The sequence below is a fragment of the Nocardia sp. NPDC004711 genome (assembly GCF_053601595.1).
In genome coordinates this window covers 112,202-135,772 of the sequence record NZ_JBSGCB010000024.1, presented here as the reverse complement: position 1 = coordinate 135,772, position 23,571 = coordinate 112,202, and the positions used below count along the sequence as shown (strand labels likewise).

Annotated in this window: 19 protein-coding genes and 1 pseudogene; 8 read left to right on the top strand and 12 right to left on the bottom strand. The window is 69.0% G+C overall.

Annotated features, from left to right (window positions below):
* Positions 1-4: 4 nt before the first annotated feature.
* Positions 5-766, bottom strand: a complete 762-nt coding sequence (locus tag ACWEKS_RS25085; protein WP_452342327.1) for an SDR family NAD(P)-dependent oxidoreductase — start codon at positions 764-766, stop codon at positions 5-7.
* Positions 767-943: 177 nt separating this feature from the next.
* Between ACWEKS_RS25085 and ACWEKS_RS25080 the strand changes: the two genes are divergently transcribed.
* The 5 genes from ACWEKS_RS25080 to ACWEKS_RS25060 all read left to right on the top strand — a co-directional run bounded on the left by ACWEKS_RS25080 (position 944) and on the right by ACWEKS_RS25060 (position 5,779).
* Positions 944-1,654, top strand: a complete 711-nt coding sequence (locus tag ACWEKS_RS25080; protein ID WP_452342326.1) for an SRPBCC family protein — start codon at positions 944-946, stop codon at positions 1,652-1,654.
* Positions 1,651-2,652 (top strand): Acg family FMN-binding oxidoreductase, encoded by a 1,002-nt coding sequence (locus ACWEKS_RS25075; RefSeq protein WP_452342325.1) that lies wholly within the window; start codon positions 1,651-1,653, stop codon positions 2,650-2,652. Before ACWEKS_RS25080 ends, ACWEKS_RS25075 begins: the two co-directional genes overlap by 4 nt.
* 24 nt (positions 2,653-2,676) lie before the next feature.
* On the top strand, positions 2,677-3,681 hold the full coding sequence (locus ACWEKS_RS25070; protein ID WP_452342324.1) for a hypothetical protein: 1,005 nt from the start codon (positions 2,677-2,679) through the stop codon (positions 3,679-3,681).
* A gap of 35 nt (positions 3,682-3,716) precedes the next feature.
* On the top strand, positions 3,717-4,760 hold the full coding sequence (locus tag ACWEKS_RS25065; protein WP_452342323.1) for a zinc-dependent alcohol dehydrogenase family protein: 1,044 nt from the start codon (positions 3,717-3,719) through the stop codon (positions 4,758-4,760).
* Between the two features lie 158 nt (positions 4,761-4,918).
* On the top strand, positions 4,919-5,779 hold the full coding sequence (locus ACWEKS_RS25060) for a universal stress protein (RefSeq protein ID WP_452342322.1): 861 nt from the start codon (positions 4,919-4,921) through the stop codon (positions 5,777-5,779).
* Here ACWEKS_RS25060 and ACWEKS_RS25055 read toward each other — a convergent pair.
* From ACWEKS_RS25055 to ACWEKS_RS25020, 8 genes and pseudogenes are all read right to left on the bottom strand, one after another.
* Complete coding sequence (locus tag ACWEKS_RS25055) at positions 5,746-6,000, bottom strand: hypothetical protein (protein WP_452342321.1); 255 nt, start codon at positions 5,998-6,000, stop codon at positions 5,746-5,748. The genes ACWEKS_RS25060 and ACWEKS_RS25055 overlap by 34 nt on opposite strands.
* Positions 5,997-6,668, bottom strand: a pseudogene (locus tag ACWEKS_RS25050) (DUF4389 domain-containing protein); the annotation flags it as partial. The gene ACWEKS_RS25055 and the pseudogene ACWEKS_RS25050, both read right to left, overlap by 4 nt.
* Before the next feature lie 72 nt (positions 6,669-6,740).
* Positions 6,741-7,514, bottom strand: a complete 774-nt coding sequence (locus ACWEKS_RS25045) for a hypothetical protein (RefSeq protein WP_452342320.1) — start codon at positions 7,512-7,514, stop codon at positions 6,741-6,743.
* Positions 7,515-7,707: 193 nt separating this feature from the next.
* On the bottom strand, positions 7,708-9,066 hold the full coding sequence (locus ACWEKS_RS25040) for a wax ester/triacylglycerol synthase family O-acyltransferase (protein ID WP_452342319.1): 1,359 nt from the start codon (positions 9,064-9,066) through the stop codon (positions 7,708-7,710).
* Between the two features lie 20 nt (positions 9,067-9,086).
* Positions 9,087-9,986 (bottom strand): universal stress protein, encoded by a 900-nt coding sequence (locus ACWEKS_RS25035; protein WP_452342318.1) that lies wholly within the window; start codon positions 9,984-9,986, stop codon positions 9,087-9,089.
* Positions 9,987-10,016: 30 nt separating this feature from the next.
* Entirely contained in the window at positions 10,017-10,604 is a 588-nt protein-coding gene (locus ACWEKS_RS25030; protein WP_452342317.1) for an Rv1733c family protein, read from the bottom strand.
* A gap of 80 nt (positions 10,605-10,684) precedes the next feature.
* Positions 10,685-12,394, bottom strand: a complete 1,710-nt coding sequence (locus ACWEKS_RS25025) for a SulP family inorganic anion transporter (protein WP_452342316.1) — start codon at positions 12,392-12,394, stop codon at positions 10,685-10,687.
* Positions 12,395-12,416: 22 nt separating this feature from the next.
* Positions 12,417-12,851 carry a hypothetical protein gene (locus ACWEKS_RS25020; RefSeq protein ID WP_452342315.1) on the bottom strand — a complete coding sequence of 145 codons (435 nt, stop codon included), beginning with the start codon at positions 12,849-12,851 and terminating at the stop codon, positions 12,417-12,419.
* 231 nt (positions 12,852-13,082) lie between these two features.
* Between ACWEKS_RS25020 and ACWEKS_RS25015 the strand changes: the two genes are divergently transcribed.
* Entirely contained in the window at positions 13,083-14,123 is a 1,041-nt protein-coding gene (locus ACWEKS_RS25015; RefSeq protein WP_452342314.1) for an Acg family FMN-binding oxidoreductase, read from the top strand.
* A gap of 553 nt (positions 14,124-14,676) precedes the next feature.
* On the opposite strand, the gene ACWEKS_RS25010 is transcribed toward ACWEKS_RS25015, so the two are convergent.
* Positions 14,677-17,040, bottom strand: coding sequence for a phosphoketolase family protein (locus ACWEKS_RS25010; protein ID WP_452342313.1), 2,364 nt, complete (start codon positions 17,038-17,040; stop codon positions 14,677-14,679).
* Entirely contained in the window at positions 17,037-17,975 is a 939-nt protein-coding gene (locus tag ACWEKS_RS25005; RefSeq protein ID WP_452342312.1) for a universal stress protein, read from the bottom strand. Before ACWEKS_RS25005 ends, ACWEKS_RS25010 begins: the two co-directional genes overlap by 4 nt.
* 237 nt (positions 17,976-18,212) lie before the next feature.
* Here ACWEKS_RS25005 and ACWEKS_RS25000 point away from each other — a divergent pair, with 237 nt between their 5' ends.
* Positions 18,213-18,419: a hypothetical protein gene (locus ACWEKS_RS25000; protein WP_452342311.1), complete on the top strand. Its 207-nt coding sequence runs from the start codon at positions 18,213-18,215 to the stop codon at positions 18,417-18,419.
* Here the strand turns inward: ACWEKS_RS25000 and otsB are convergent.
* Positions 18,400-22,392, bottom strand: a complete 3,993-nt coding sequence (otsB, locus tag ACWEKS_RS24995) for a trehalose-phosphatase (RefSeq protein WP_452342346.1) — start codon at positions 22,390-22,392, stop codon at positions 18,400-18,402. The genes ACWEKS_RS25000 and otsB overlap by 20 nt on opposite strands.
* Before the next feature lie 118 nt (positions 22,393-22,510).
* On the opposite strand from otsB, the gene ACWEKS_RS24990 reads away from it, so the two are divergent.
* Positions 22,511-23,530, top strand: a complete 1,020-nt coding sequence (locus ACWEKS_RS24990; protein ID WP_452342310.1) for an Acg family FMN-binding oxidoreductase — start codon at positions 22,511-22,513, stop codon at positions 23,528-23,530.
* Positions 23,531-23,571: the final 41 nt, after the last annotated feature.

Genomic DNA, 23,571 nt, shown 5'->3' with positions numbered 1-23,571 from the left:
GCCATTACCGCTGGTCTGCACCAGACGTTTCGATCAGCCCGGCCTGACCGGTGGTCGCGCCGCCGTCGACCACGAATTCCGACCCGGTCGAGAAGGTCGCCTCCGTGACGAGGAACCGCACCATGGCCGCAACCTCCTCCGGGTCGCCGAATCGCGGCAGCGGCTGGGTGGCGGCGATCGACTCGGCCAGGCCGATGGTCATCGCCGTATGGATCAGCCCCGGGTGCACCGAGCACACGCGAATGCCGGACGAACCCAGTTCCAGCGCCGCGGCTTTGGTCAATCCGCGCAGTCCCCACTTGCTGGCGACGTATCCGCTGATGCCCGGGTATCCCATCAGGCCGGCGGTCGAGGAGATATTGACGATCGTGCCGCCGCCCGCGGCACGCAGGCGCGGCGCGGCCAGCCGCATCCCGAGCCAGGGCCCGTAGAGGTTGACGTCCAGCACGTGCCGGAACAGGGCGGGCGACTCGGACTCGACGGTCCCGAGGTCGAGGATCTCGGCGGTGTTCACCAGTGCGCCCAGCGGGCCGAATTCTCGCTCTGCCTTCTCCAGCACCCGCTGCCACTCCCCCTCGTCGGTGACGTCGAGGTGATGGAATCGTGCTTGCGGCCCATGGATTTCGGCGAGCTTGTTCCCGGCGTCGGTGCGCAGGTCCGCGACGACGACGCCGAAGCCCGCCTTCACCAGTTCCGCGACCACCGCCGCGCCGATTCCCCGCGCACCGCCGGTGACGAGCGCGCTCCGGTCCGTGAACTCCCTCATGGCATGTCCTCCGATCCGTGCGAATCCGCTGTTCGTTCACAGCATCCCGCGCGGGTGGCTGCGGCGAGATGGCCGAAAGTCACCGGTTCCGAGGGCGGATGTCGGGCCATCGGTCCCTGCGGAAATCCCGCGACGCGGCCGAGGATCGACATCGACGTCCCACCGAGAGGAACAACCGTGAAGACACCATTGGCGACCGCGATCGGCGTGGCCTCGGCTCTCACCGGGCTGGCGGCCGGATACCGGCTCTTCGCACGCACCAAGTGCGTGACCTGGGGCTCGACCGCCGAGGAAGTCGGGCGGGCGATGCCCGGCGACGGACTGCTCGCCGAAGCCGGCACCGTCACCACCCGTGCGATCACCGTCGCCGCTACGCCGGAGCAGATCTGGCCGTGGCTGGTTCAGATGGGACCGGGCCGGGCCGGCGCCTATACCTATGACTGGGTCGAGAACCTGCTCGGCCTGGACATGCACAGCGCCGACCAGATCCTGCCGCAGTATCAGCAGCTCGCGGTGGACGATGTGCTGCCGATGGGCAAGTCCGGTCCCGCGATGCGGGTGGCCGTGCTGGACCGCCCGCGCGCCTTCGTGCTGGCCTCGACCGACCACCACTGGGTGTGGGCGTTCGGCCTCTACCCGACCGCCGAGGGCACCCGGTTGATCAGCCGCAACCGCATCGCGCTACCGGACGCCGGTCTGCTGCAACGGCTCTTCTACATGCTGATCATGGAGCCCGGCAGCCTCATCATGGAGGCCAAGATGCTGCGGGGCATCAAGGAGCGTGCCGAACGCACCACCCCGCCACTCACCCTGGTGACCAACGTCCCTGGTCAGCAGGCGGAAAGCCCGTATGTTCCGAACTGGCCGACGCGAACACTCGGAGTATGACCGCAATGAACGCCACCCCGCTCGCCGTACCCGATCACCGCACGCTGCGGGCCGCGATGCTGCTGGCTTCGCGCGCGCCCTCCGTGCACAACACCCAGCCCTGGCATTGGCGCTTCGACGGCGCGCGGCTGCACCTGCGCACCGATCCCGACCGGCTGCTCATCGCCGCCGACCCGCACGGCCGGCAGCAGGTGATCAGCTGCGGCGCCATGCTGCACCACGTCCGCACCGCGTTCGGCGCGCAGGGCTGGCACACCGACACCACTCGGATCCCGGACCCGCTGGATCCCGGCCGCCTGGCCGAGCTCAGCTTCCGGCCCTGGCCCGATCCCCCATCGGGTCTGGTGGCCCGCGCGGGCGCCATCGAGCACCGCCACACCGACCGGCTGCCGCTGGGCGCGCCCGAGAACTGGGAAGACCTCCAGCGGAGGCTGCGCATGCTGGTCTCGCCGCACTACCTGGAGCTGGACACGCTCGACGACGCGGTACAGGCCAGGCTGGCCGCGGTGTCCGAACAGACCGCGGCGCTGCGCCGGCACGACATGATGTACCAGGCCGAGATCGGCTGGTGGGCAGGGCATTCCGGAGATCCCGAGGGCGTTCCGGCCGCGGCGCTGGTCTCGGACGCGGAATTCGCCCGGGTCCGGGTAGGCCGGGTCTTCCCGTCCGCGGCGCACTCCATGCGGCGCGCGGAGACCGACGACCACGCCGGCATGGTCATGCTGAGCTCGGAGGGTGATTCCCTGCCCGAGTGGCTGGCGACCGGCGAGGCCCTCTCCGCGGTGCTGCTCGAATGCACGGTGGCCGGGCTGGCGACCTGCGCGCTCACCCACATCACCGAATTGCCCACGGGCCGAAACATTCTCACCAATCTGCTGCGGCATCCCGGCACACCGCAGATCGTCGTGCGGATCGGCACCGTGCCGGACGGGGAACCGCCGCTGCCGCCGACTCCCCGGCGCCCGCTGGCCGACATCCTCACGATCGAACAGGGCTGACGCGAGCGAAAGGCGCTATCCACCATGATCAGTGCGGCGTCGCAGGCGGTGTCCGGGAATCCGGCCCCCTTCACCTGGGTGACTGCGGTTTCGATGCTGGTGTTCTGCGGTGTGTTGTGGCTCATCGTCGACTACATGCGCACCCATCCACGACCCGCGATGTGGGTGTGGGGACTGTCGCTGCTGACGTTCCCGCTCTGGATCTGGGGGCCCGGCCGCGACATCGGCCTGATCAACTGGTTCTCCTGGGCCAAGATTCTGTCGGTGCTCATCCCGCTGACCCTGGTCGGTGCCATGCGGATCGCCGTGGCCGAGCAACGCCCCGGACGGGTGTGGGAGATCCTGCGCAACCCGCGATTCCTGTGGTTCCCGTACGCGATCCTGTTCCTCAACATCGCCGAAGCCACCCTGCGCGACGCCCAGATCGGCAACTACTGGAACGCCGCGGTCGGGCTCGGACTGTGCCTCACGATCCCCTACTGCCCGCGCTTCTGGGAGGTGCTGCCCGGCCGCAACGCCGAGCTCGTCGCCTACACGACCATGGCGTGGAACTTCCTCTACACCACCTGGAATCTGTGCTTCACCTTCGGCGGATATCCCCCGCAGGAAGAGCATTTCGCCGCCAGTATCTGCATACTCGCGGTCGCGGAGATCTATCCGCTGGTCAAGCGCCGCCCCGAGCTCTACATCATGGCGCGCATCTACACGCTGCCCGTGCTCATGCTGGTGATCGCGATCTACAACATCTTCCCGAAGGTGATGCCGTCGGACGGCTGGTTCAACAATGATGTCTGGATCGTCTGGGGCATAGCCAATTTCGTCCTCACCATCCCCTACCTGTTCTGGTACACCTGGCAGCTCGAGACCGGCCGCTCCTTCCTCACCTTCCGGCGCGGCCGCGCCCGCGAGGATTTCCTGCGCCGGCACGGCGAACAGGTCCGCCAGCTCATCGACTTCGCCGATTCCCTCGACGCCGCGACCGATACGCACGGCCGCCGATCACGCTCTGCGGCGACGCCGGACCGTTAGGCCGGTCGAGATGTCCGCGCACAGGAGGTATTCCGATGCGAGCAATGGTTTTTCATGGACCCGGGCAGAAATCCTGGGATGAGGCTCCCGACCCGGCCATCACGCAGCCGACCGATGCGATCATCCGTGTCGAGGCGGTGACGATCTGCGGCACCGATCTGCACATTCTCGAGGGTGACGTCCCCGAGTTCGCGCCCGGCCGGATTCTCGGTCACGAAGCCGTCGGCACCATCGTCGAGGTGGGTACCGGAGTGCACACCCGCAAGGTCGGCGAGCGGGTCCTGATCTCCTGCATCAGCGCTTGCGGCGCATGCCGATTCTGCCGGGAGGGCCGCTACGGGCAGTGCCTCGGCGGTGGTGGCTGGATCCTCGGCCATCTCATCGACGGCACGCAGGCGGAGATGGTGCGCGTCCCCTTCGCCGATACCTCGACCTACCCGATCCCCCAGGGCATATCCGACGAGCAGATGCTCATGCTCGCCGACATTCTGCCCACCAGCTACGAGGTCGGCGTCCTCAACGGCGCCGTGCGGCCGGGCGATACCGTGGCGATCATCGGCGCGGGTCCGATCGGGCTGGCCGCGATCGTCACCTCCCGGCTCTACAGCCCCGGCCACATCGTGGCCATCGACCTGGCCGACAGCCGGCTCGACGCCGCCGCGAAACTGGGCGCGGACGTCATCGTCAACAGCGGCCGCGACAATCCGGCCGACGTGATCGCACGGCTGACCGGCGGCCTCGGCGCGGACGTCACCATCGAGGCGGTCGGCATCCCGGAAACGTTCGAAACCGCAGTCGACCTCGTCCGCCCGGGCGGTCACGTCGCCAATATCGGCGTGCACGGCAAGCCCGCCACCTTGCACCTCGAGAAGATCTGGATCCGCGATCTCACCATCACCACCGGCCTGGTCGACACCTACTCCACACCCCGGCTCATCGACCTGGTGGCCAGCGGGCGGCTCGACCCCGCCGCGATGATCACCCACCGCTTCACAATGGACGAATTCCCCTCCGCGTACGACACCTTCGCGCGCGCCGGCGAGACCGGAGCGCTCAAGGTCGTCATCACCGCCGTATAGGGCCGACACACCTGTCGCCCGGCCTGATCCGGCGCGCGGATGGTCTTACGTCACCGCGATCGAGGTCTCTCGCATCGTGTGCGATCGCCGGTGACGCGTCATTCTCGGAGAGTCGGAACAGGTTTCGCACGGATACGCCGGGCGGGAGGCAGGTAACGATGGACGCGCACCATGCTCGCAATGCCGTCGTGGCCGGGGTGGACGGCTCGACGGTTTCACTCAATGCCGTCCGCTGGGCCGCATATCTCGCCACGGCCATCCACGAACCGCTCGTCATCGCCTGCGCTCCGAGATTTCCTCGCGGCGACGGCGAGGCGGAGCACGCTCACCCGAGCGGACGGGTGGTGCGCTGGCACGAGATCGCCGCGCACACCACCGAACACGCTGTGGCACTGGTGCGTTCCTGTGCACCCGAGTTGCCCGTCACCACCGAGGTCACCCCCGAGGCGGCCGCTCCCGCGCTCATCGCGCGCAGCACGCACGCCCGGATCCTGGTGGTCGGGGCCCAGACCGCCTGGGATGGGCGGCTGGTCGGCCAGACGACCATGGAGGTCGCGCGCCACGCGCGGTGCCCGGTCGCGATATGGCGCGGTAGAACGGGCCGTCGCATTCCGCGGTGGAAACCGGTCACGGTGGGTGTGGACGGCACCCCACTCAGTACGGCGGCCCTCGCGCTGGGATTCGAACTCGCCGAGGCACTCTCGGTGCCGCTGACCGCGGTGCACTGCCGGCCGGGGAACCGGATCGTGCCGATCGGACCGGCAGCCGACCACACGGCCGCGGACGATGCCGTCCTGACGAGTGCGCTGGCCCCGCATCGGCTGGCTCACCCGGACGTGGAGGTCACCGAGGTGACCGTTCCCGGCGTACCCGCCACCGTTCTGGCGGAGACGGGACACGATTCCCAGCTACTGGTGGTCGGCACACATGGCCGCAACTCCGCGACCGCCGCATTGTTCGGATCCACGAGCCGGGATCTGTTGCATCACTCGCCGTGTCCCGTCGTGCTGTGCGGTTGAGCGGCCGGGTGTCCGGCGAGGCTGCGGAAGGGCCAAAGGGGTTCGTAGCGGAAGTCGGCGCCGGCCGAGGAGGCGACGGTGGCCGGCGGCGCCGGCGCGGACTGGTCATTGCGATCGCAGAGGATCGCCACCAGGGTCGCGGCGACCAGCACCACCGCGACCGCCACCAGCACGGCGAGGACTGCCCAGCGTTCCGGCACCCGGGGGAATCTCGTTGTCACGGTGCTACGTCCTCGGCCGGTTCCCGCGGGCCCTGGTCGAGCCGGAAGGGTGGATAGTCGTCGGTCAGCAGGGCCGAATACGCCAGGACGCGGTAGAACCACCGGTTCACGCCGAGGACGAATCCGAACAGTCCGCGCGGGTAGCGGCCGGTGAACAGCAGGGCGACCGCGGCGATCAGTACCAGCACGCCGATCAGCGGAATCGTGTTGCCGGCGTTGCTGTCGCCCGTGTCGCCGCCGAGCATCACACCGCCGCCGAACAGGGCGGCCAGAATCAAATAGTGCGGAATGGCGAGCAGCCACCATTTCACGAGAGCGAGCCCGCGCGAGAGCTGTTCGGGGTAATCGATCTCCAGATCCGCCGGGTAGTCGGTCTGCCGCAGGGTGAACGGCGGATACCTGTCGGTGCCCAGTGCCGCGTAGGTGTAGAACTGCACTCGCCAGGACCAGCGCAGCACACCCACGGTGAAGTCGAACAGCGAGCGCGGGTAGCGCCCGGTGAACAGGATCGCGAACCACGCCACCACCGTGACCACCCAGAAGGCGATCCACAGGAACAACAGCACGATGTAGTGGGGTATCGCGAGGATCCATTTCACCAGCCACAGCCAGCGGGAGAGCGGTTCGTCCAGGTCGCCGCGCAGTCGGACGGAGCGGACGGTGGAGGGTTCGGGGTTCATGTCGTTCTCCTGTTCGGAAAGGGTCGAGCACGGTCTCGAGGGGGAATCCGTTGCCGGACTTCAGGATCGGAGCTCCGTATGCGGCGTCCGGCGATGCCCGTCGGCCAGTACCTGGGTCAGGAAGGCGCCGGTCACCCACGCCATGGCGGCGGCCATGGCGGCACCTCCCAGCGCACCGATGGCGGCAGTGAGAATCGGCGGCTGGCCCGGCTGCCACAGCGGCGGCGCCACCACCGTGAAGGCGATGAGCCCAGCGATCCATGCCACCGCGTTGGCCAGGATCCACAGTGCGGACCGATCACTGAAGCGGCGCAACACCGTCCACTGCGCGACGCCGATCGAGGACACCACGATCAGCGAGCCCGCCACGGCCACCGGAACCTGTGCCCACGTGGGCCACGCGCCGAATCGTTCGCCGTAGAGCATGGGCAGGATACCGATCGACCACGCCGCCACCGCCCCTACCGAAGTGACTGCCATCCACTCGCGAATTCGTAAACAGGACAACAACGTTCGCAACACCCGCGCCTGGAAGTACCCGAGGACGGCGCCTTCGACCGCCCCCGCCGTCAGCATGACGGCGGCAACCGCCGCCCCACTCGCGCGTGCGATGATCGCACCCGCGAGTGCCGGCACGAGGAACCCGAGGAATTCTCCGGCGGTCACCGTGACGAACCACCGTGCGCGCACCTCATGCACCGCTGACGCGGGCGTCGTTGGCTCGACCATCGCCCCGGAATGGCGTGTCCTGTACTCCCCCAGCGCATGTCGCAGTGCGTTCGGCAGCCGCAGGGCCGCCGCCCCGATGCCGTGGCCCCCGTACCCGGTAACCATTGTGTCCTCCGTCCGCGAGCGCGTCGATCCGCCCGCCGATCCGATCGTCCGCCATGACGGGGCTCCGCACACAGAAGCCGAAGTCCCACGCCCGACGGCCTTTCGCCGCTGCCTGTGACACCGTGGGCAGGACCTTGGTCCCGCCGGTAGCGGGACCTCTGGCTGTCCGACGGTGGCCCCGGGCACCGGAGACCTACTCGGCCGGGTGCTGTGGCCGGGCTCGCGCAGCGGTGAGCAGTTCGGTTATGGCGGTGTGGATTCCGTCGGCGAGGACCTCGAGGTCGGGGGTCGAGTCGTAGTCGCCGGTGATGCCGAAGGTGAGCTGATCGCCGTAGCTCAGGATCGCGATGCCGGTGCGCAGGCGCATGGCGATGGGAATGGCCGGTATCAGCTCGAGGACCTCACGACCCAGCATGGTGAGGGTGCGGCGCGGGCCCGGGACGTTGGTCGCCACGGCCGTCACGCCGCGCTGTGGCAGATGCGACCACAGCCGCATGCCCCAGGCAACCGGAGCGAACGGAAGCCGGCCGGCGAGGGCGAGCAGCGACTTCTCGGCTTGCGCCGCCCCGCCCGACTTGTGCCGGGCCATCCGACGGTGAATGGTGGTGAGCCGTTCGACCGGGTCGTCGAGATGCAGGGGCAGCAGGGACAGAACCGCCGAGACACGGTTGTCGAGAAACGTTTTCGCATCCGCAGCACGCATCGACACCGGGACGAGGATCCGCACGCTGTTCCCGGTGGGTTCTTCCCCGCGCCCGAGCAGGACAGCTCGGTACGCCGATGTCACCGCGGCCAGCACAACGTCGTTGACCGTCGTGTCGAAGCCGTGGCCGATCTCCCTGATCTCGCTGAGCGAGGCTCGCGCGATCGCATAGCGCCGTTGCCTGCCGATCGGACCGTTGAGCGAGGAGGCCGCGGGCGTGGAGACGAGAGCGGCCGCCACCGGGACCAGGCTGCGGACCAGACCCAACGCATAGCGTGGCACCTCCACCGGCAATCGGAGCCCGGTGACCGCCCAGTCGAACCAGTTCCCGCCTCCGGCGGCATCGGTGTCCGGCGTCGGCTTCTCCCGGCTCTCCACTTCCGTTTCATCACAGAAGCTTTCGAACAGATTCACGCCGGAGACGCCGTCGACCAGACTGTGATGCGCCTTCACGATCACGACCCAGCGCCCGCCCGCGAGGTGGTCGACGACGACGCACTCCCACATCGGATGATCGCGGTCCAGGCGCTCCACCAGCTCACCGGCGACGAATTCACGCAAGGCGGGCTCGTCGGCAGGCGCGGGCAGCCCGCTCCACCGGATATGGTGGGCGAGATCGAAATTCGGGTCGTCCTCCCAAACCGGTACGGCCAGGTCCAGTGGCGTACGCCGGACACGCTGCCGCAGGCGTTCGTTGGCCGAGACCCGCTCGGCCAGCGCCGCCGCGAATTCCGCACGACCGGGAGGCGCACCGGCCAGGATCGCCACGGCGGCGATACCGAGGCTGACATGCCGATCGGAGTCCTCCAGTTCGATGAATCCCGCGTCCAGCGGCTGTAATTCGGTCATGACCGACACCTGATCCTCGATTACGCGCGCACGACGACCGTCGGAGTCTCGACGTTGTGCAACACGGTGGAACTGGTGGAACCGAGCAGCATGCCCGTGAAGCCGCCGCGGCCGCGGCTGCCGATCACGACCAATTGCGCGTGCTCGGATTCCTGGAGCAGAGCCTGGGCTGGGCGTTCCGTCACCAGCATGCGACGGACCGGCACGTCGGGATAGCGTTCGCCGAGCCCGGCAAGCCGCTCGGAGAGCAGTTCGTTCTCCTGCGCACGCAGCGGCTCCCAGCCGATCAGCGGCACGTATGAGCCGAGAACATCGGTCCAAGCGTGTAGCGCGGTCACCCCGACCTTGCGTACCGAGGCCTCCTGGAACGCGAATTCCACTGCGGGCACGCTGTGGGGGGAGCCGTCGATGCCGACCAGCACCGGCTTCTCCGCCGACAGCGGATCGGCCGCCGCGGTCGCGTGGATCACGGCTACCGGGCAGTGCGCGTGCCGGGTGACCGCATCGGCCACCGAGCCGAGTAGGCCGCGCCGGATCGCGCCCAGTCCGCGGCTGCCCACGGCGATCGCACGCGCGTGCCGGGACTGATCGAGGAGATGGCCGATGATGGGTTCGCGAATCACCTCGGTCGTGATCGGCACGGCCGCACCCGTCGCCGCGGCGCGCACCAGGCGGCCGGCTTCGCCGACGATTCGCTGACCGTCCCGGTCCAGCAGCTCCAGGTCGGTGTCTCCGAGCAACTCGCCGGGGATTTCGCTGACAGGCAGCGAGATGGAGGTGACGAGGTGCAGTCCGCAGCCGTGCAGATCCGCGGCCACCGCGGCCCACACCGCTGCCCGGTATGAGGTCGCCGAGCCGTCGACGGCGGCGATGATGCGCGACATCGGTTGCCCGGCAACAGAACTGGGTTCGGCGCTCATGATCGGTATCCTCCCGATGGTCTGTGGTGACTATGTACCGATGGGACGGCCGAGCCCGCGCAGCTCCGCCTCCCAGCGTGCGGCGTGCAGGCGTTCCAGCCCCTGCGTGACGCACCAGAGCAGCGCGAACACTCCGAATCCAGCTCCTATGAGCAGTGCGAGACCGGTGCCGACGCCGTCCCACACCGCCATTTCGGGTTCCCGCGGCGGGTCGGTGGCCAGCCCGTCGGGCCCGACCCAGAGCTGCACCGTGTCACCGACCTTCGTATCGCGCCGGATCTCGATCGTTCCGGTCGCGAGGCTCCCGTCGCGCTGCCACTGCACCCGTGACTCGAAACGCGCCGGCTGCGCGGGACCGGCCGGCTGGACTTCCTTCGGCGCGGTCAGAACCGTCGCGTGGACCGTGGTCTTCGAAGCGTTCGCGACACTGATGTGGGCGGCGCTGCGGGTGTACGTCTCGGTGCCTACCGCGGCAGCGACCGGCACGGCCAGCAGCAGCAGGACGACCGCCAGCATGTGCAGCACCGACGCCCAGCGGTCGGATGCCCGCATGAGCGGATTTCTGTTCCACGGCCCCATCCGCCACACCCGCCACGGCTGGGAGCAATTGTGTGACATGGCCTTGCACCTCGTCCCTGGAGTTTCTCGTCTGCCCGTTCAGCATCTCGCGTCCGGGGCCGCTCGGTGACGGCCGAAAGTCACTGATCCGCCGGTCCGAGGTCGCCGGTCCGGTGCCGATAGGCCGCCAGCGCCGTCGGCAGCGTCGGAAACAGGCGATCGGCGCCGATGCGGGCGGTGAGCCCAGCCGCGTCGAGCGCCGCGCGCAGATCCTTCTTGACCCTAGCCATCGCGAAAACCACTCCACGGGAAGCCAATTCGGCGCGGAGCTGATCGACGGCGTCCAGTGCGGTCAGATCGACCTCGACATTGGCCTCGGCATTGAGGACGAACCAGCGGACCGGGGCCGTCGCGGCGGCGGTATCGACGGCCGCCAGCGCACGGCGACGGAAGTCCTCGGCGTTGGCGAAGCACAGAGGGGCGTCGTACCGATAGACCACCAGTCCGGGCACGGTCGTCGCCTCCGGGTAGTCGTCGATGTCGTGCATGCCGGCCAGACCGGTGACGAAGCCCTGGATCGCATCGTGGGCTCGGGCCACCCGGCGCAGCAGGTCCAGGATGGACAGCCCGACGGCGATGAAGATCCCGTACAGGACGCCGACTGCCAGCACTGCGAGGGCCGTGCTGAGCGCGAGCACCAGCTCGCTGCGACGGAATCGCGCCAGGCGGCGGAACTCCGGCAGGTCGATCAGCCGCAGCGCAGCGTAGATCACCAGCGCGCCCAGCGCGGCGGCCGGGAACGCGGCGAGCACGGTCCGCCCCCAGAACAAGACGGCGAGCACCGTCAGCAGCGCCCCTACCGCGTAGAGCTGGGTACGCGCACCCGCGGCGTCGGCGATGCTCGTGCGGCTGCCACTGCAGCTGACCGGAAAGCCCTGCGAGACACCGGCGGTCAGGTTGGTCGCGCCCATGGCGAGCAGTTCGCGATTCGCGTCGACGGCCACGCTGTGCCGGGCCGCGAACGCGCGGGCGGTCAGGACCATGTCGGAGAATCCGACCAGGGCAATCCCGACCGCGGGTAGCAGCAGCTTCGCCAGGTCCGCGGCCGCGACGTGCGGTACACCAGGAACCGGCAGCCCGGACGGGATCTCACCCACCACGCGAATCCCGCTTTCCCGCAACGAGAACACCGCAACCACCGCTGTCGCGCCCAGCACCGCCACCAGCGGCCCCGGCAGCCGTGGCGCCCGCCACGCCGCCAGCAGCAGCACGGCCAGCGTGCCGCCGGCCAGACACACGGTAGGCCAATGCAATTCGTCGACATGCGTAGCGAAGGACCGCAGTTCATCGGGGATGGACTCACCTGTCACACTCACCCGGCTGACCCGGCCGAGCTGGCCCACGATCATGATTCCTGCCGTCCCGGCCAGGTAGCCGACCAGTACCGGCTTCGACAGCAGGTCGGCCAATACGCCCAGCCGGGTCACCGCGCCGACCACACAGCAGGCTCCGACCAGCAGCGCGAGCGCTGCGGCCAAGGCCGCGTATCGGGCGGAGTCACCCGCGGCCAGCGGCGCCAGCGCCACCGCCGTCATGAGCGCCGTCGTCGATTCCGGCCCGACCGAGAGCAACCGTGAGGTCCCCAGCACCACATAGACGGCCAGCGGGCCGAGCACCGCCCACAGGCCCGCGATCGGCGCCAGACCGGCCACCGTCGCATACGCCATCACCTGCGGAATCAGATAGGCAGCCACAGTGACTCCGGCCACGGCGTCGGTCCGCAGCCACCCACGCCGGTAACCCCGGAACTGTCGGGTCCCGGGCAGCCACCGCCCCGTGGCGTCACCCATCAGAGCACCGTAGCGCGCGAAGTCACCGCATCGCGCTGTCCAGGACGAGCACGCCGGCACTGAGAAGGGCGATCGCCTTCAGGACTTCGAGGGCGACGTAGGCATAGTGGCTGCGCGATCGCGGCCCCTCGTGCCCGGCCAGCACCGCGTCGCTGCGCCGGGTCAGCCGGGGGCGCACGAAAGCGAGCTGCAGGACCAGCGCGCCGATCGCGACAGCGAGGGCGCCGGTCGTCGCAGCACCGGGGGGATCAGCCCAGACGGCGGCGAGAACGAGGACGGCGAGCAGGGATTCGACGCCGTTGAGGGCCCGGAAGACCAGGCGTCCGATGCCGAGTCCGATGGCAAGGGTGACATTCGGGGCGCGGAACTTCAGCGGTGCCTCGATGAACGAGATGGCCAGCACCATGCCCAGCCAGAGGAAGACTGCGGCGGTGATGAAGGCACGGGCGGTGGTCATGGGATCGGTCCTCTCCGGTCGGCATTCCCGAGCCTGGCGCAGCCACCGTCAGACCCAGCAGAGTCGACAGGTCGTATTCGAGATGACCATCGCCCCTGGGCATCGGGCCTCGATCAGCCCCCGCCGCCTGCGTTGCCGAACAACCGCACAGCGCACAACAGGACCAAATACCCTGCGGTACAGGAGCAACGGCCGTATGTGCGAGCTGCTGGCAAACCGCAGACTTCCGGTATGAGCAGCGACGAAGGTGTGCGCGGTCGGTCCGTGCCCGATCCGGCGACAATCACGGCGATGGTCGAGGTGGCGGCGCGGGCGCCGTCGCTGCACAACACTCAGCCGTGGCGCTGGCGCTTCGATGGCAGACGCCTCTGTCTGTATGCCGACGCCGAACGGCAGCTGACCTCGACCGACCCGCTCGGCCGCCAGCTGGTGATCAGTTGTGGCGCGATGCTGCACCACGTCAGGACCGTGTTCGCCGACCGCGGCTGGCACACCGACATCCTGCGCGTACCCGATGAACGCCACCCGGATCGACTGGCCGCCATCGATTTCCGGCCGTGGAGCAATCCCCCGGCGAGCATCCACGCCCTGGCCCGAGCCGTCGAACACCGGCGCACCGACCGGCTCGCCCTCCACGAGCCACAGGGGTGGACCGAGCTCCTGCCCAGGCTGCGCGCGCTGACAGCGGCACAGTATGTGCGGCTCGACCTGCTCGACGAATCCGTCCGGCCGCAGCTCGCCGCACTCTCCAGGAAATTCGCGACACTGCGCGGCCACGACATGTTCTACGACACCGAACTCCACTGGTGGGCAGGACATTCCGATGGGCAGGAGGGCATCCCGCGCACCGCACTGGCATCGAAGGCGGAGTTCGCCCAGGTCGGCGTCGGCCGGGTGTTCCCCCCGGGTCCGCGCACCGTCCGCCGCGATCACTTCGCCGATCGTGCCCAGCTCGTGGTGCTCAGCGCCGTGCGGGACTCGGTACCGCAATGGGTTCGTGTCGGTGAGGCGCTGTCGGCGGTACTACTCGAGTGCACGGCCGCCGGGCTCGCCACCTGCACCCTGACCAACATCACCGAGCTACCCGACGGGCGGGACCTGCTCACCGGGATGATCTCCAGCCCCGGCATTCCGCAGGCGGTAATCCGCATCGGCACCCCACCGATCGACGACACGCACCTACCTCCCCCCACCCCTCGCCGGCCGGTAGCGGACATACTCACCCTCGCCGGCCAGGCCACCTCGGCACCGCTGCATCGGCGAAATCGCTGACTTCCAGGAGCCACCCGGGCGCCGGTCGGGGCCGACGCCCGGGCAGGCAGCAAACCAACCGCACCCGGGCGTCGACCTCGACGTCGTCACCGGGATCGTTGCAGGCAACCCGCGGGACGACCGTGAGCCGCCGCGAAGGGGTGGGCGGCTCACGACTCTCGATCCCCTCCCCTCCGCGTGGCGCGACTCGGGATCGAAAACTCCTGCTGTAGTGGCTGATTGGAACCCTATCGAGCGCGCCGCCGATATCCACCAGGCCGGCCGCCGATTAGGGGGTGATATGTGTTACTTCGATTAACATGCCTGATCAGCGCATTCACATGGGCCACCGAGCAATCCCCATCCGGGGGATTACAAGACCAACCGACCAGCCAAAACGGAAGAAACCGACTGGGCAACTGATCAATAACCTAGTGCGCCACCCAACTGTGTCGCAGTGTGCGGACGCCGAGCATGCGGCGAGCGGACGCTTGGACCGCACCTGCCCCGCACCCCCGGCCCGCTGCACCTCTCCCTTGCCGATGGCATGATTCGGTGCAGCGGGCGGCCCGGGCTAGGCGGGCCAGCGCCAGTCGGCGATCTCCGGTGGGTCGATGCCGTGGCGGCGGGCGTAGGCGTCGGCGGCCTCACGGCGGGCTGTGAGCTCTTCGGTGAGCGGGGCGAGCTGTTCGGACAGGCGCGGCACCTCGGCGAGGGCGGCGGCCGCCAGGGTGAAGCGGTCGATGCCGTTCATGGCGCACATGCTGAAAGGTGTTGTGGTGGTGCCGTTGTCGGTGAATCCGTGGACGTGCATGACGTCGTGGCCGGGGCGGCGGTAGGCGATGCGGTGGATGAGCCAGGGGTAGCCGTGGAAGGCGAAGATCACCGGCGCGTCGGTGAAGACGGAACGGTATTCCTCGTCGGAGATCCCGTGCGGATGGCGATCCGGCGGGAACAGGCGGGCCAGGTCCACCACGTTGACAAGGCGGACAGCCAAGTCCGGCACCAGCTCTCGCAGCAGCGCCGCAGCGGCCAGGGCTTCCTGGGTGGGGACGTCCCCGGCACAGGCCAGCACGACCTCGGCGGGACGATCGGAATCCGAACTCGCCCAATGCCACACACCCAGACCCTGCTCGCAGTGCAGCCGCGCTGCGTCGTCGTCGAGGTACTGCAGCGCGGGCTGCTTCCCGGCGACCACGACATTCACCCGGCCGCGGCTGCGCAGGCAGTGGTCGAAAACATGCAGCAGGCAGTTGGCGTCCGGCGGCAGGTACACCCGGCTGACCTCGGGCCGCTTGCTCAGCACATGGTCGATGAAGCCAGGATCCTGATGGGACGCCCCGTTGTGATCCTGACGCCACACGTGCGAGGTGATCAGGTAGTTCAGGCTGGGAATCGGCTCACGCCAGGGGAATTCCGCCGCCATGTGCAGCCATTTCGCATGCTGCACCACCATCGAGTCGATGATGTGCGCGAAGGCCTCGTAGGTGGAGAACACACCGTGCCTGCCGGTCAGCAGATAGCCCTCCAGCCAGCCCTGGCACAGATGCTCCGACAGCACCTCGAAGACGCGGCCGTCCGGGGACAGCCGATCATCGCCCGCAATCCGCCTGGCGCGCCAGCGCCGGCCGGTGACCTCGAGCACGGCGTCCAGGCGATTGGAGGTGTGCTCGTCCGGCGAGAAGAACAGCAGATTGTGCGGATTCTCGACCAGCGCGTCGCGCAGATACCCACCCAGGACCCGCGTCGCCTCCGCCGATTCGGTTCCGGGAGAAGGGAGTTCGAGGGCATAGTCGGTCGGGTCGGGCAGTTGCAGGTCGACGCTGTCGTGACCGTGCGCGGCACGATTGGCGCTCATCCGCAGGTGCTCGGGATGCAGCCGCGCAATCCGGTCCACCGGACGGCCCTCGTCGTCGAAGAGCTCCTCGGGCCGATAGGACCGTAACCAGTCCTCCAGTTGCGCAAGGCGTTCCGGATTCTCGCGCACGCCCGGCAACGGCACCTGGTGCGACCGGAAGGTGCCTTCGACTCGCACGCCGTCCACCATCATCGGACCGGTCCACCCCTTCGGAGTCGACAGCACGATCATCGGACGGCAGGGATCGCGCGGACCCAGGCCGTGCTCGGCGAACTCGCGAATCTCCCGGATCCGCTCCATCGCCTCATCGAGCACGGTCGCATACCGGTCGTGGACCTCGGCCGGAGTGTCGCCGTCGACATACATCGGCTCCCAGCCCTGCGCGCTGAGCATGGCGTCGAGCTCGTGGCGCGACATGCGCGCCAGCAGCGTCGGATTCGCGATCTTGTAGCCGTTGAGGTGCAGGATCGGCAGTACGGTGCCGTCGCTGACGCGGTCCAGGAACAGCGACCCGTGCCAGCTGGTGGCCAGAGCCCCGGTTTCGGCCTCGCCGTCACCGATCATGCACGCCACCACCAGATTCGGATTGTCCAGCGCCGCGCCGGTGGCATGGGCGAGCGAATAGCCCAGTTCTCCACCCTCGTGGATCGAGCCCGGCAGATGCGGTGAGGCATGGCTGGGGACACCGCCCGGGAAGGAGAACTGCCGGAACAGTTCCCGCATCCCGGCCAGGTTCTGGCCGACCTCCGGGTGCCGCAGCGAATAGGTGCCCTCGAGCCAGGTCGCGGCGGTGAGCGCCGCGGCACCGTGGCCGGGGCCCAGGACGAACAGCATCTGCTGCCCGGTCCGCATGATGACCCGATTGAGGTGGGCGTAGGTCAGCGTCACCCCGGGCACGGTTCCCCAGTGGCCGATCAGCCGCTGCTTGATGTGCTCGGGCCGCAGCTTCTCGGTGAGCAGCGGGTTGTCCATGAGGTAGATCTGCCCGGCGGCGAGGTAGTTGGCGGCCCGCCACCACGCGTCCAGATCGATCAGGTCGTCCCGGATTCCGGTTCCGGCGCCGGGCATGGTCAGCGTCATCGCTTCGTCTCCTCGTCATCGGCGTGCACGACCATCACCGGGCAGTGCGCGTGCTGCACCAGGGAATGGGTGGTGGAGCCGAGCAGCATTCCCATGAATCCGCCACGACCACGGTTGCCGACCACGACCAGTTGCGCGGTCTTCGACAGCTCCCCCAGCCGCTCGGCGGGCCCGGAGGCGAACACCTCGCGGGTCACCTCGACATCCGGATACTTCTCCTGCCAGCCGGCCAGCCGCTCGGCCAGGACGGCCTCCTCGACGCCGGCCAGCTCGGCGGTCACGACCGGGATCACCGCGTCGGCGAATTGCCCGGTGTCCCAATCGCTGAAGACGTGGACGGCGACCAATCCCACCCCCCGTTCGGAGGCTTCGGCGAACGCCGCGCCGATCGCGGCCTCGCTCACGCGGCTGCCGTCCACGCCGACCACGACCGGACCCGAGCCGCGAACGGCATTGGCCGCGTCGGGATCCGGCCGCACGACGACCACCGCGCCCCGGGCGTGACTGGTCACCGAGAACAGGGTGGATCCCAGATGCGAGAGCGTGCCGGCCGTTCCGGTCGCCCCGATCACCACCGCGAAGGCGGACTCGCTGAGATCGATCAGCACCTGGGCGGGACTGTCGGTCGACACCGCGGAGGAGACCGTCAGTTCCGGCTCGTAGTCGCCGGCGGCCACCCGGGCCCGGGCGATGGCCGCCGCACCGGCGGCCTTGACCGCCTCGACGAGTGACGGCGCCGCCACCGAGTAGGGACCGACGCCACGGCTGGCCGCCACCAGATCCAGGCCGTGGACGATGTGCAGTCGCCGCTGTCGCTGTGCGGCGTAGTTCGCGGCCCAGTGCACCGCCCGCGCCGAACCTTCCGAATTGTCCACGCCGACCACAACGGGTGCCGAGGCCAGCCGATGCGGATCGTCGAGTTCCTGGTGTGTCATCCTGACCTCCGGGGTGAGGTGAAATCGTCGGCGCCCGGGGAGGGGCTCGTACTCTCACGGTAGAAATGGGACCTGACCGCCCTCTGCGGGCGATCGTCCTCGGAGTGAGGACCAAAGACCTCAGCGCGGCGACCGGGCCGGGCGGTCTGGGCTGTCTGGGACTTCGGCCGTTGGTCCCACCGGTATCGGGAACATCGGCCCTGCTGATTCACGCGAGCCGCGACAAAACTTGCTGCCATGAATCCTCCCGCAACACCGCATGCCGTGGCGACCGTGGCCCTGGTCCTCGGCGCGGCGATGGTGGTCGCGGTGCCCGCCGCCACCGACTACATCTCCCTCTGGGCTCGGCTGTACGGCGCGATGCTGGTGTATCTCGCGCTCGTCGAATACCTGGCCGTCGCGATCGGGCTGGCCCGATGGGGCGTCATTCAGCTGCGGTCGTGAACGGATCCGGATCGGATGCCTTGCGGCTCACCGGCATTCGGATCGTTGCCCCCGCCTTCAACAGCTCGGTGAATCCGTCGTAGTGAATCTCCACCGGGTCCGCCACGCCCGGATCGGCGGCGACCTCCAGATCGGAGGCGCTGACCCTGATCGCGAGCCGGTGCCCGCGGTAGACGATCGAGAAGCGCAGCTCCCCGAGCTCGTCGGGCCAGCAGGGGTTGAAGATGAGGCGATCGGCCCGGATCTCCATTCCGGTGAAGCACCGCTGGACGAGGTCGATGGTTCCGGCCATGGCGCCGAGATGAATTCCCTCCTGCGTGGTCCCGCCCTGGATATCGGCGATATCGGAGTCCAGGACCCGGTCGAAGAATTCCATCGCCCGCGCCCGATTCGCGCGGGCCAGCACCCAGGCGTGGACCAGCGCGCTCAGTGTCGAACCATGCGACGTGCGGGCCAGGTAGTAGTCGATCGTCCGCGGAATCATCTCCCCGGGAAGGTCATAGCCGAGGTGCTCGAGCACCTCCCGCAATTCGTCGGCTGAGAACAGATAGAACAGCATCAGGACATCGGCCTGTTTGCCGGCCCGGTAGCGGTTGACGTCGTCGCCCTCGGCCTCGAGGATGCGATCCAGCCGCTGGATCTCGCCGTAGCGCTGCCGGTAGCCGTCCCAATCGAGTTCGGCCAGTTGCTCGTAACCGTCGAACTGGCTGATGACCTCGTCGTGGAAGGGCACGTACATCCGCCGCCCGACATGCTCCCACCGCGTCAGTTCGACCGGTGAGACCCGCAGCGATTCGAGCAGTTCCGCCCGTGCGCGGGGCGTCAGTCGTGCCAGCGCGTCGCGGGCCCGCAGCAGCGTCCACACCGCCATCACATTCGTGTAGGCATTGTCGTCCACGCCGGTTCCGGAGGCGCTCGGCGAACCGGTGTGGAATTCGTCGGGCCCGATGACCCCGCGCAGGTGATACCGGTCGTGGCGCGGGTCGTAGTCGGCCAGGCTCGCCCAGTACCGGGCGATCTCCACCATCAGCTCGGCGCCGTAGTCGGTGAGGAATTCGAGGTCGCCCGTCGCCTGGAAGTACTGCCAGACGTTGTAGGCGATGGCACTGCCGATATGGTGCGCGCGTGGGCTCGGATCCGGATTCCAATGCCCCGACAGCGGATTCAGATGCATGAGCTGGCTTTCCTCCCGACCGTCGGAAGCGGACTGCCACGGGAACATCGCCCCGGACAACCCGGCGGCGGCCGCCGCGCGCCGCGCCTCCGGCAATCGCCGGTATCGGTACCGCAGCAGACCGCGTGCGAGTCGCGGGAAGCGAGGACTCAGAACCGGATGCACGAACAGCTCGTCCCAGAAGACGTGCCCCCGATAGGCCTCGCCGTGCAGACCTCGCGCGGGGACCCCCACGTCCAGATCGGCGGTGTGCGGCGAGAGGGTCTGCACCAGATGCAGCAGGTGCAACCGGATCACCCGGGTCGCGTGCTCACCGCCGCCCAGATCGATCCGGAGCCGATCCCAGAGGTGTTCCCAGGCAGCCGTGTGCGATTCGAGCAGGTCCGCGAACCGGCCGGTACTGCGCAGTGCGCGCGCAGCCTCGTCATCCGGGGCCGAGACCGCGTGGTCGCGGCCGGTGACCACGGCCGCGATCTTCTCCAGCACGACCGTGTCACCCTCGGCCATCGCGACGCCGTGGTCGTGCCCGATCGACCCGTCGCTCTCGACGAGTTCTGTAGCTGGACACAGCTTCACACCCTCTCGATGCAGCGTGCCGCGCGCCGCGGTCGCAACCGGAATCCGGGATTGCCCGGTGCGCACCACCACCAGCACCGATTCAGGTGACAGCTCCCGCGCCGAAACCCGCTCGAGGTGATCCCCCGAAAGGTCCCGATACCGCGCCACCAAATTGTTGTTCACCGCGCCGTCCACCGTCGAGCGGAAGACCACAGTCCCCGACCAGTTCTCGGCGGTCACCGCGGTCTCGAGTGCGCACAGGTGCGGCGCGTGCATGGCCGCGAACCGGCGTTGTCGCACCGCGGTGATGCGACCGGTGCCGTCCCGGAAGCGGAAGTGCCGCAGCAGGACTGCCCGGCGCAGATCGAATTCCTGGCGATAGGAAAGCAATTCGACGGCGTCGATGTCGAGCCAGTCGCCCTCGCCGATCCGGAACGTGACCGGCAGCCAGTTCGGTAGGTTCACCAGGCTCTCGTTGTCGACTGTGCGACCCGCGATCTGATCGAAGAGCCGGTTGTAGATACCGGCGACATAGGTCCCCGGGTAGTGGTGCTCCCCCGCCGCGCACTCCGGCGCGGCCCCGCGGGTGGCGAGATATCCGTTTCCGACGGTGCACAGCGCCTCCCGCAGCCGCTCGTGCCCCGGGTCGTACCCGTCGAAGGCGAACACCCACGAATCCGACACGGCCCCAGCGGATTCGGCGGCCAGCAGGACGGCCAGACCCTCGAGGAAAGAGCACACGCCATCGGGTCCGGGCAGCGCGAAGCGGGCGGCGGTCCGCCGGTCGCCGTTCTCGTCGTGCCGGACCACGATCGAAATACCCTCGGCCTCCACGGCATCGAAGGCGTCCTCGTCGGTGAGGTCGTCCCCGACGTAGATCGGCAGCGTCGGCGTGACGAGGTGGCCGAGGATCCACTGCAGCGCAGTGCCCTTGTCCCAGTCCATGTCCGGCCGCAGTTCGACCACCTTGCGTCCGCCCGTTACGCGCAGGCCGCGCTGGTGCGCCTGCGCGTGCACGGCGGCCGTCACCGCGCCGACGTGTTCCGGGGCGACCCGCCGATAGTGCACGGCGACCGCAAAGCGCTTGTGCTCCACCAGGATCCCCTTGATCGCGCTCAACGACCCCGCCAGTTCCTCCGCTGCCGCCGCCAGCGCGCGTTCCGCGCCCGGAGCGGCATCGTGCACATACGTCGTGCCGTCCGGGGCCTGCAATTCGAAGCCGTGACACCCGGCGTACCAGAGACCCTCGACACCGACCCGGTCGCGCAGATCCGCCAGCTCACGCCCGCTGACAATGGCGACCGGGCACCGCGCCGCGAGCCGCGCCAGGGCCGCCGCACCGCCCTCCACCAGGGTCGCGGCCGCCGGATCGGGGACGATGGCCGATAGCGTGCCGTCGAAATCGAGCAGGACGGAGGCCTTTTCGGTGTCGAGCAGATCACCGAGCCGCCCCGCGACCGCATCCGGCACCTCCGACATCCGCCGGAAGCCGTTGCGCAGCCGCACCCGATCGAGGTCGGGCACCACCACATCGGCCCCGCGCTCGGCCAGCCGATCGCCGTGCCCGCCCCGATCGACGCCGATCACCAGACCGAATCCGCCGGCCCGGCCCGCCGCGACACCGGCCTCCGCATCCTCGACGACGACGGTCCGTTCCGGCTCCACGCCCAGCCGGCGTGCGGCCTCGAGCAGCATCGCCGGGTCGGGCTTGCCCGCCAGCCCCAGCTCCGCCGCCACGATGCCGTCCACCCGCACCGTGAACAGGTCCCCGATACCGGCGGCCCGCAGCACGTCGGCGCAGTTGCGGCTGGCGGAGAACACCGCGACGCCGATATCCGCCGTTTGCAGGCGCCGCACCAGGGCCACGGTGGAGTCGAACGCGGGGACGCCGTCGCGGGCGAGCCGTTCGAGGAACAACCGGTCCTTGCGGTTGCCGAGTGCGCACACCGTTCCCGCGTCCTCGGCGTCGGCGGGATCGCCTTCTGGTAGCGAAATGCCGCGTGCGGCAAGGAAATCGGACACACCCCGGTAGCGCGGTTCACCGTCCACCCACCGCAGGTAGTCGTCGTCGGTGAAGGGCGACAGGTTCTCGCCCGGGGCCGGCGCCCGATGCACGAGGAAGTCGTCGAACATCTCCTTCCAGGCCGCCGCGTGGACGCGGGCGCTGTCGGTCACCACGCCGTCCATATCGAAGATCACCGCGTCATGGCGCCGCGCGTCGATCAGTGGCGCGGGCCGCATGTTGTCGTCCACGGCTTCAGCGTGCGTGCGTCCGGGCGCCGGGCCAAGGGTCCTGTAGCACCGTAACGAGGACCAACGGCCCCTGTAGCGCGCACGCCACCCGTCCTAGCGTGAGTCCATGAGCCAACTACCCAGCGGCGACACGATCGAGCAGGCAGTCCGGCTGGCCGGTCGCGCGCCCTCTCTGCACAACAGCCAGCCGTGGCGCTGGGTCTTCGACGGCGATGCCCTGCACCTGTTCTCGGTGCCATCGCGCATGCTCCCGGCCACCGACCACTCCGGTCGGCAGATGCTGATCAGCTGTGGTCTCGCGCTGGGGCATCTGCGCGCCGCGCTGGCCGCGGCCGGGTGGCAGACGCAGGTCACGTACTTCCCCAACCCCAACCGGCACGATCAGCCGGCGACGGTGACCTTCGAGCCGTCGCGGATCGTGACCGACGCCGACCGGGATCGGGCCGCCGCCATCACGGTTCGCTACACCGACCGGCTCCCCTTCTCCGCACCGGCGGACTGGAGCGATTTCGAACCGGTACTGCCGGTCATCGTCGACCCCTCCGACGCAGTGATCACCGTGCTGCCGCCCGAGGCCCGCACCGAGCTCGCCCGCGCTTCACGGCTGACCGCGGCGATACGCCGCTACGACTCCGGCTATCAAGCCGAATTGCAGTGGTGGACAGGGCATTCACTCCCCGCGGAGGGTATCCCGCCGACGGCCCGGGTGTCCGCCGAGGAGCGCGAGCGGGTCGATCTGAGCCGTGTACTCCCGGCCGTCGACGAGGAGCCGCGCCGGACCGAGATCGAGGACGATCGGTCCGTGGTTCTCGTCGTGTCGAGTGGCAGCACCTCCGCAGACCTGCTGCGCTGCGGTGAGGCGCTGTCCACCATCCTGCTCGAATGCACGGTCGCGGGCTATGCGACCTGCCCGATCACCCACGTCACCGAAGTGCCGCAGAGCCGAGCGGTCATCCGCGAGCTCACCGGCCGCGTGGAGCAGCCCCAGGTGCTGGTGCGGGTCGGCACGGTTCCCGCCTCCGACCGGCAGCCGACGCATACCCCACGGCTGCCCCTCGAACAGATCCTGGAGGTCACCGCTCCCGCCAGCCCCGGCGGCCCAGCTCCGTCCGGTCATCCCCGATAATCCGTCCCGGAGAGCTATGTTCGACCACGACGACCTACAGA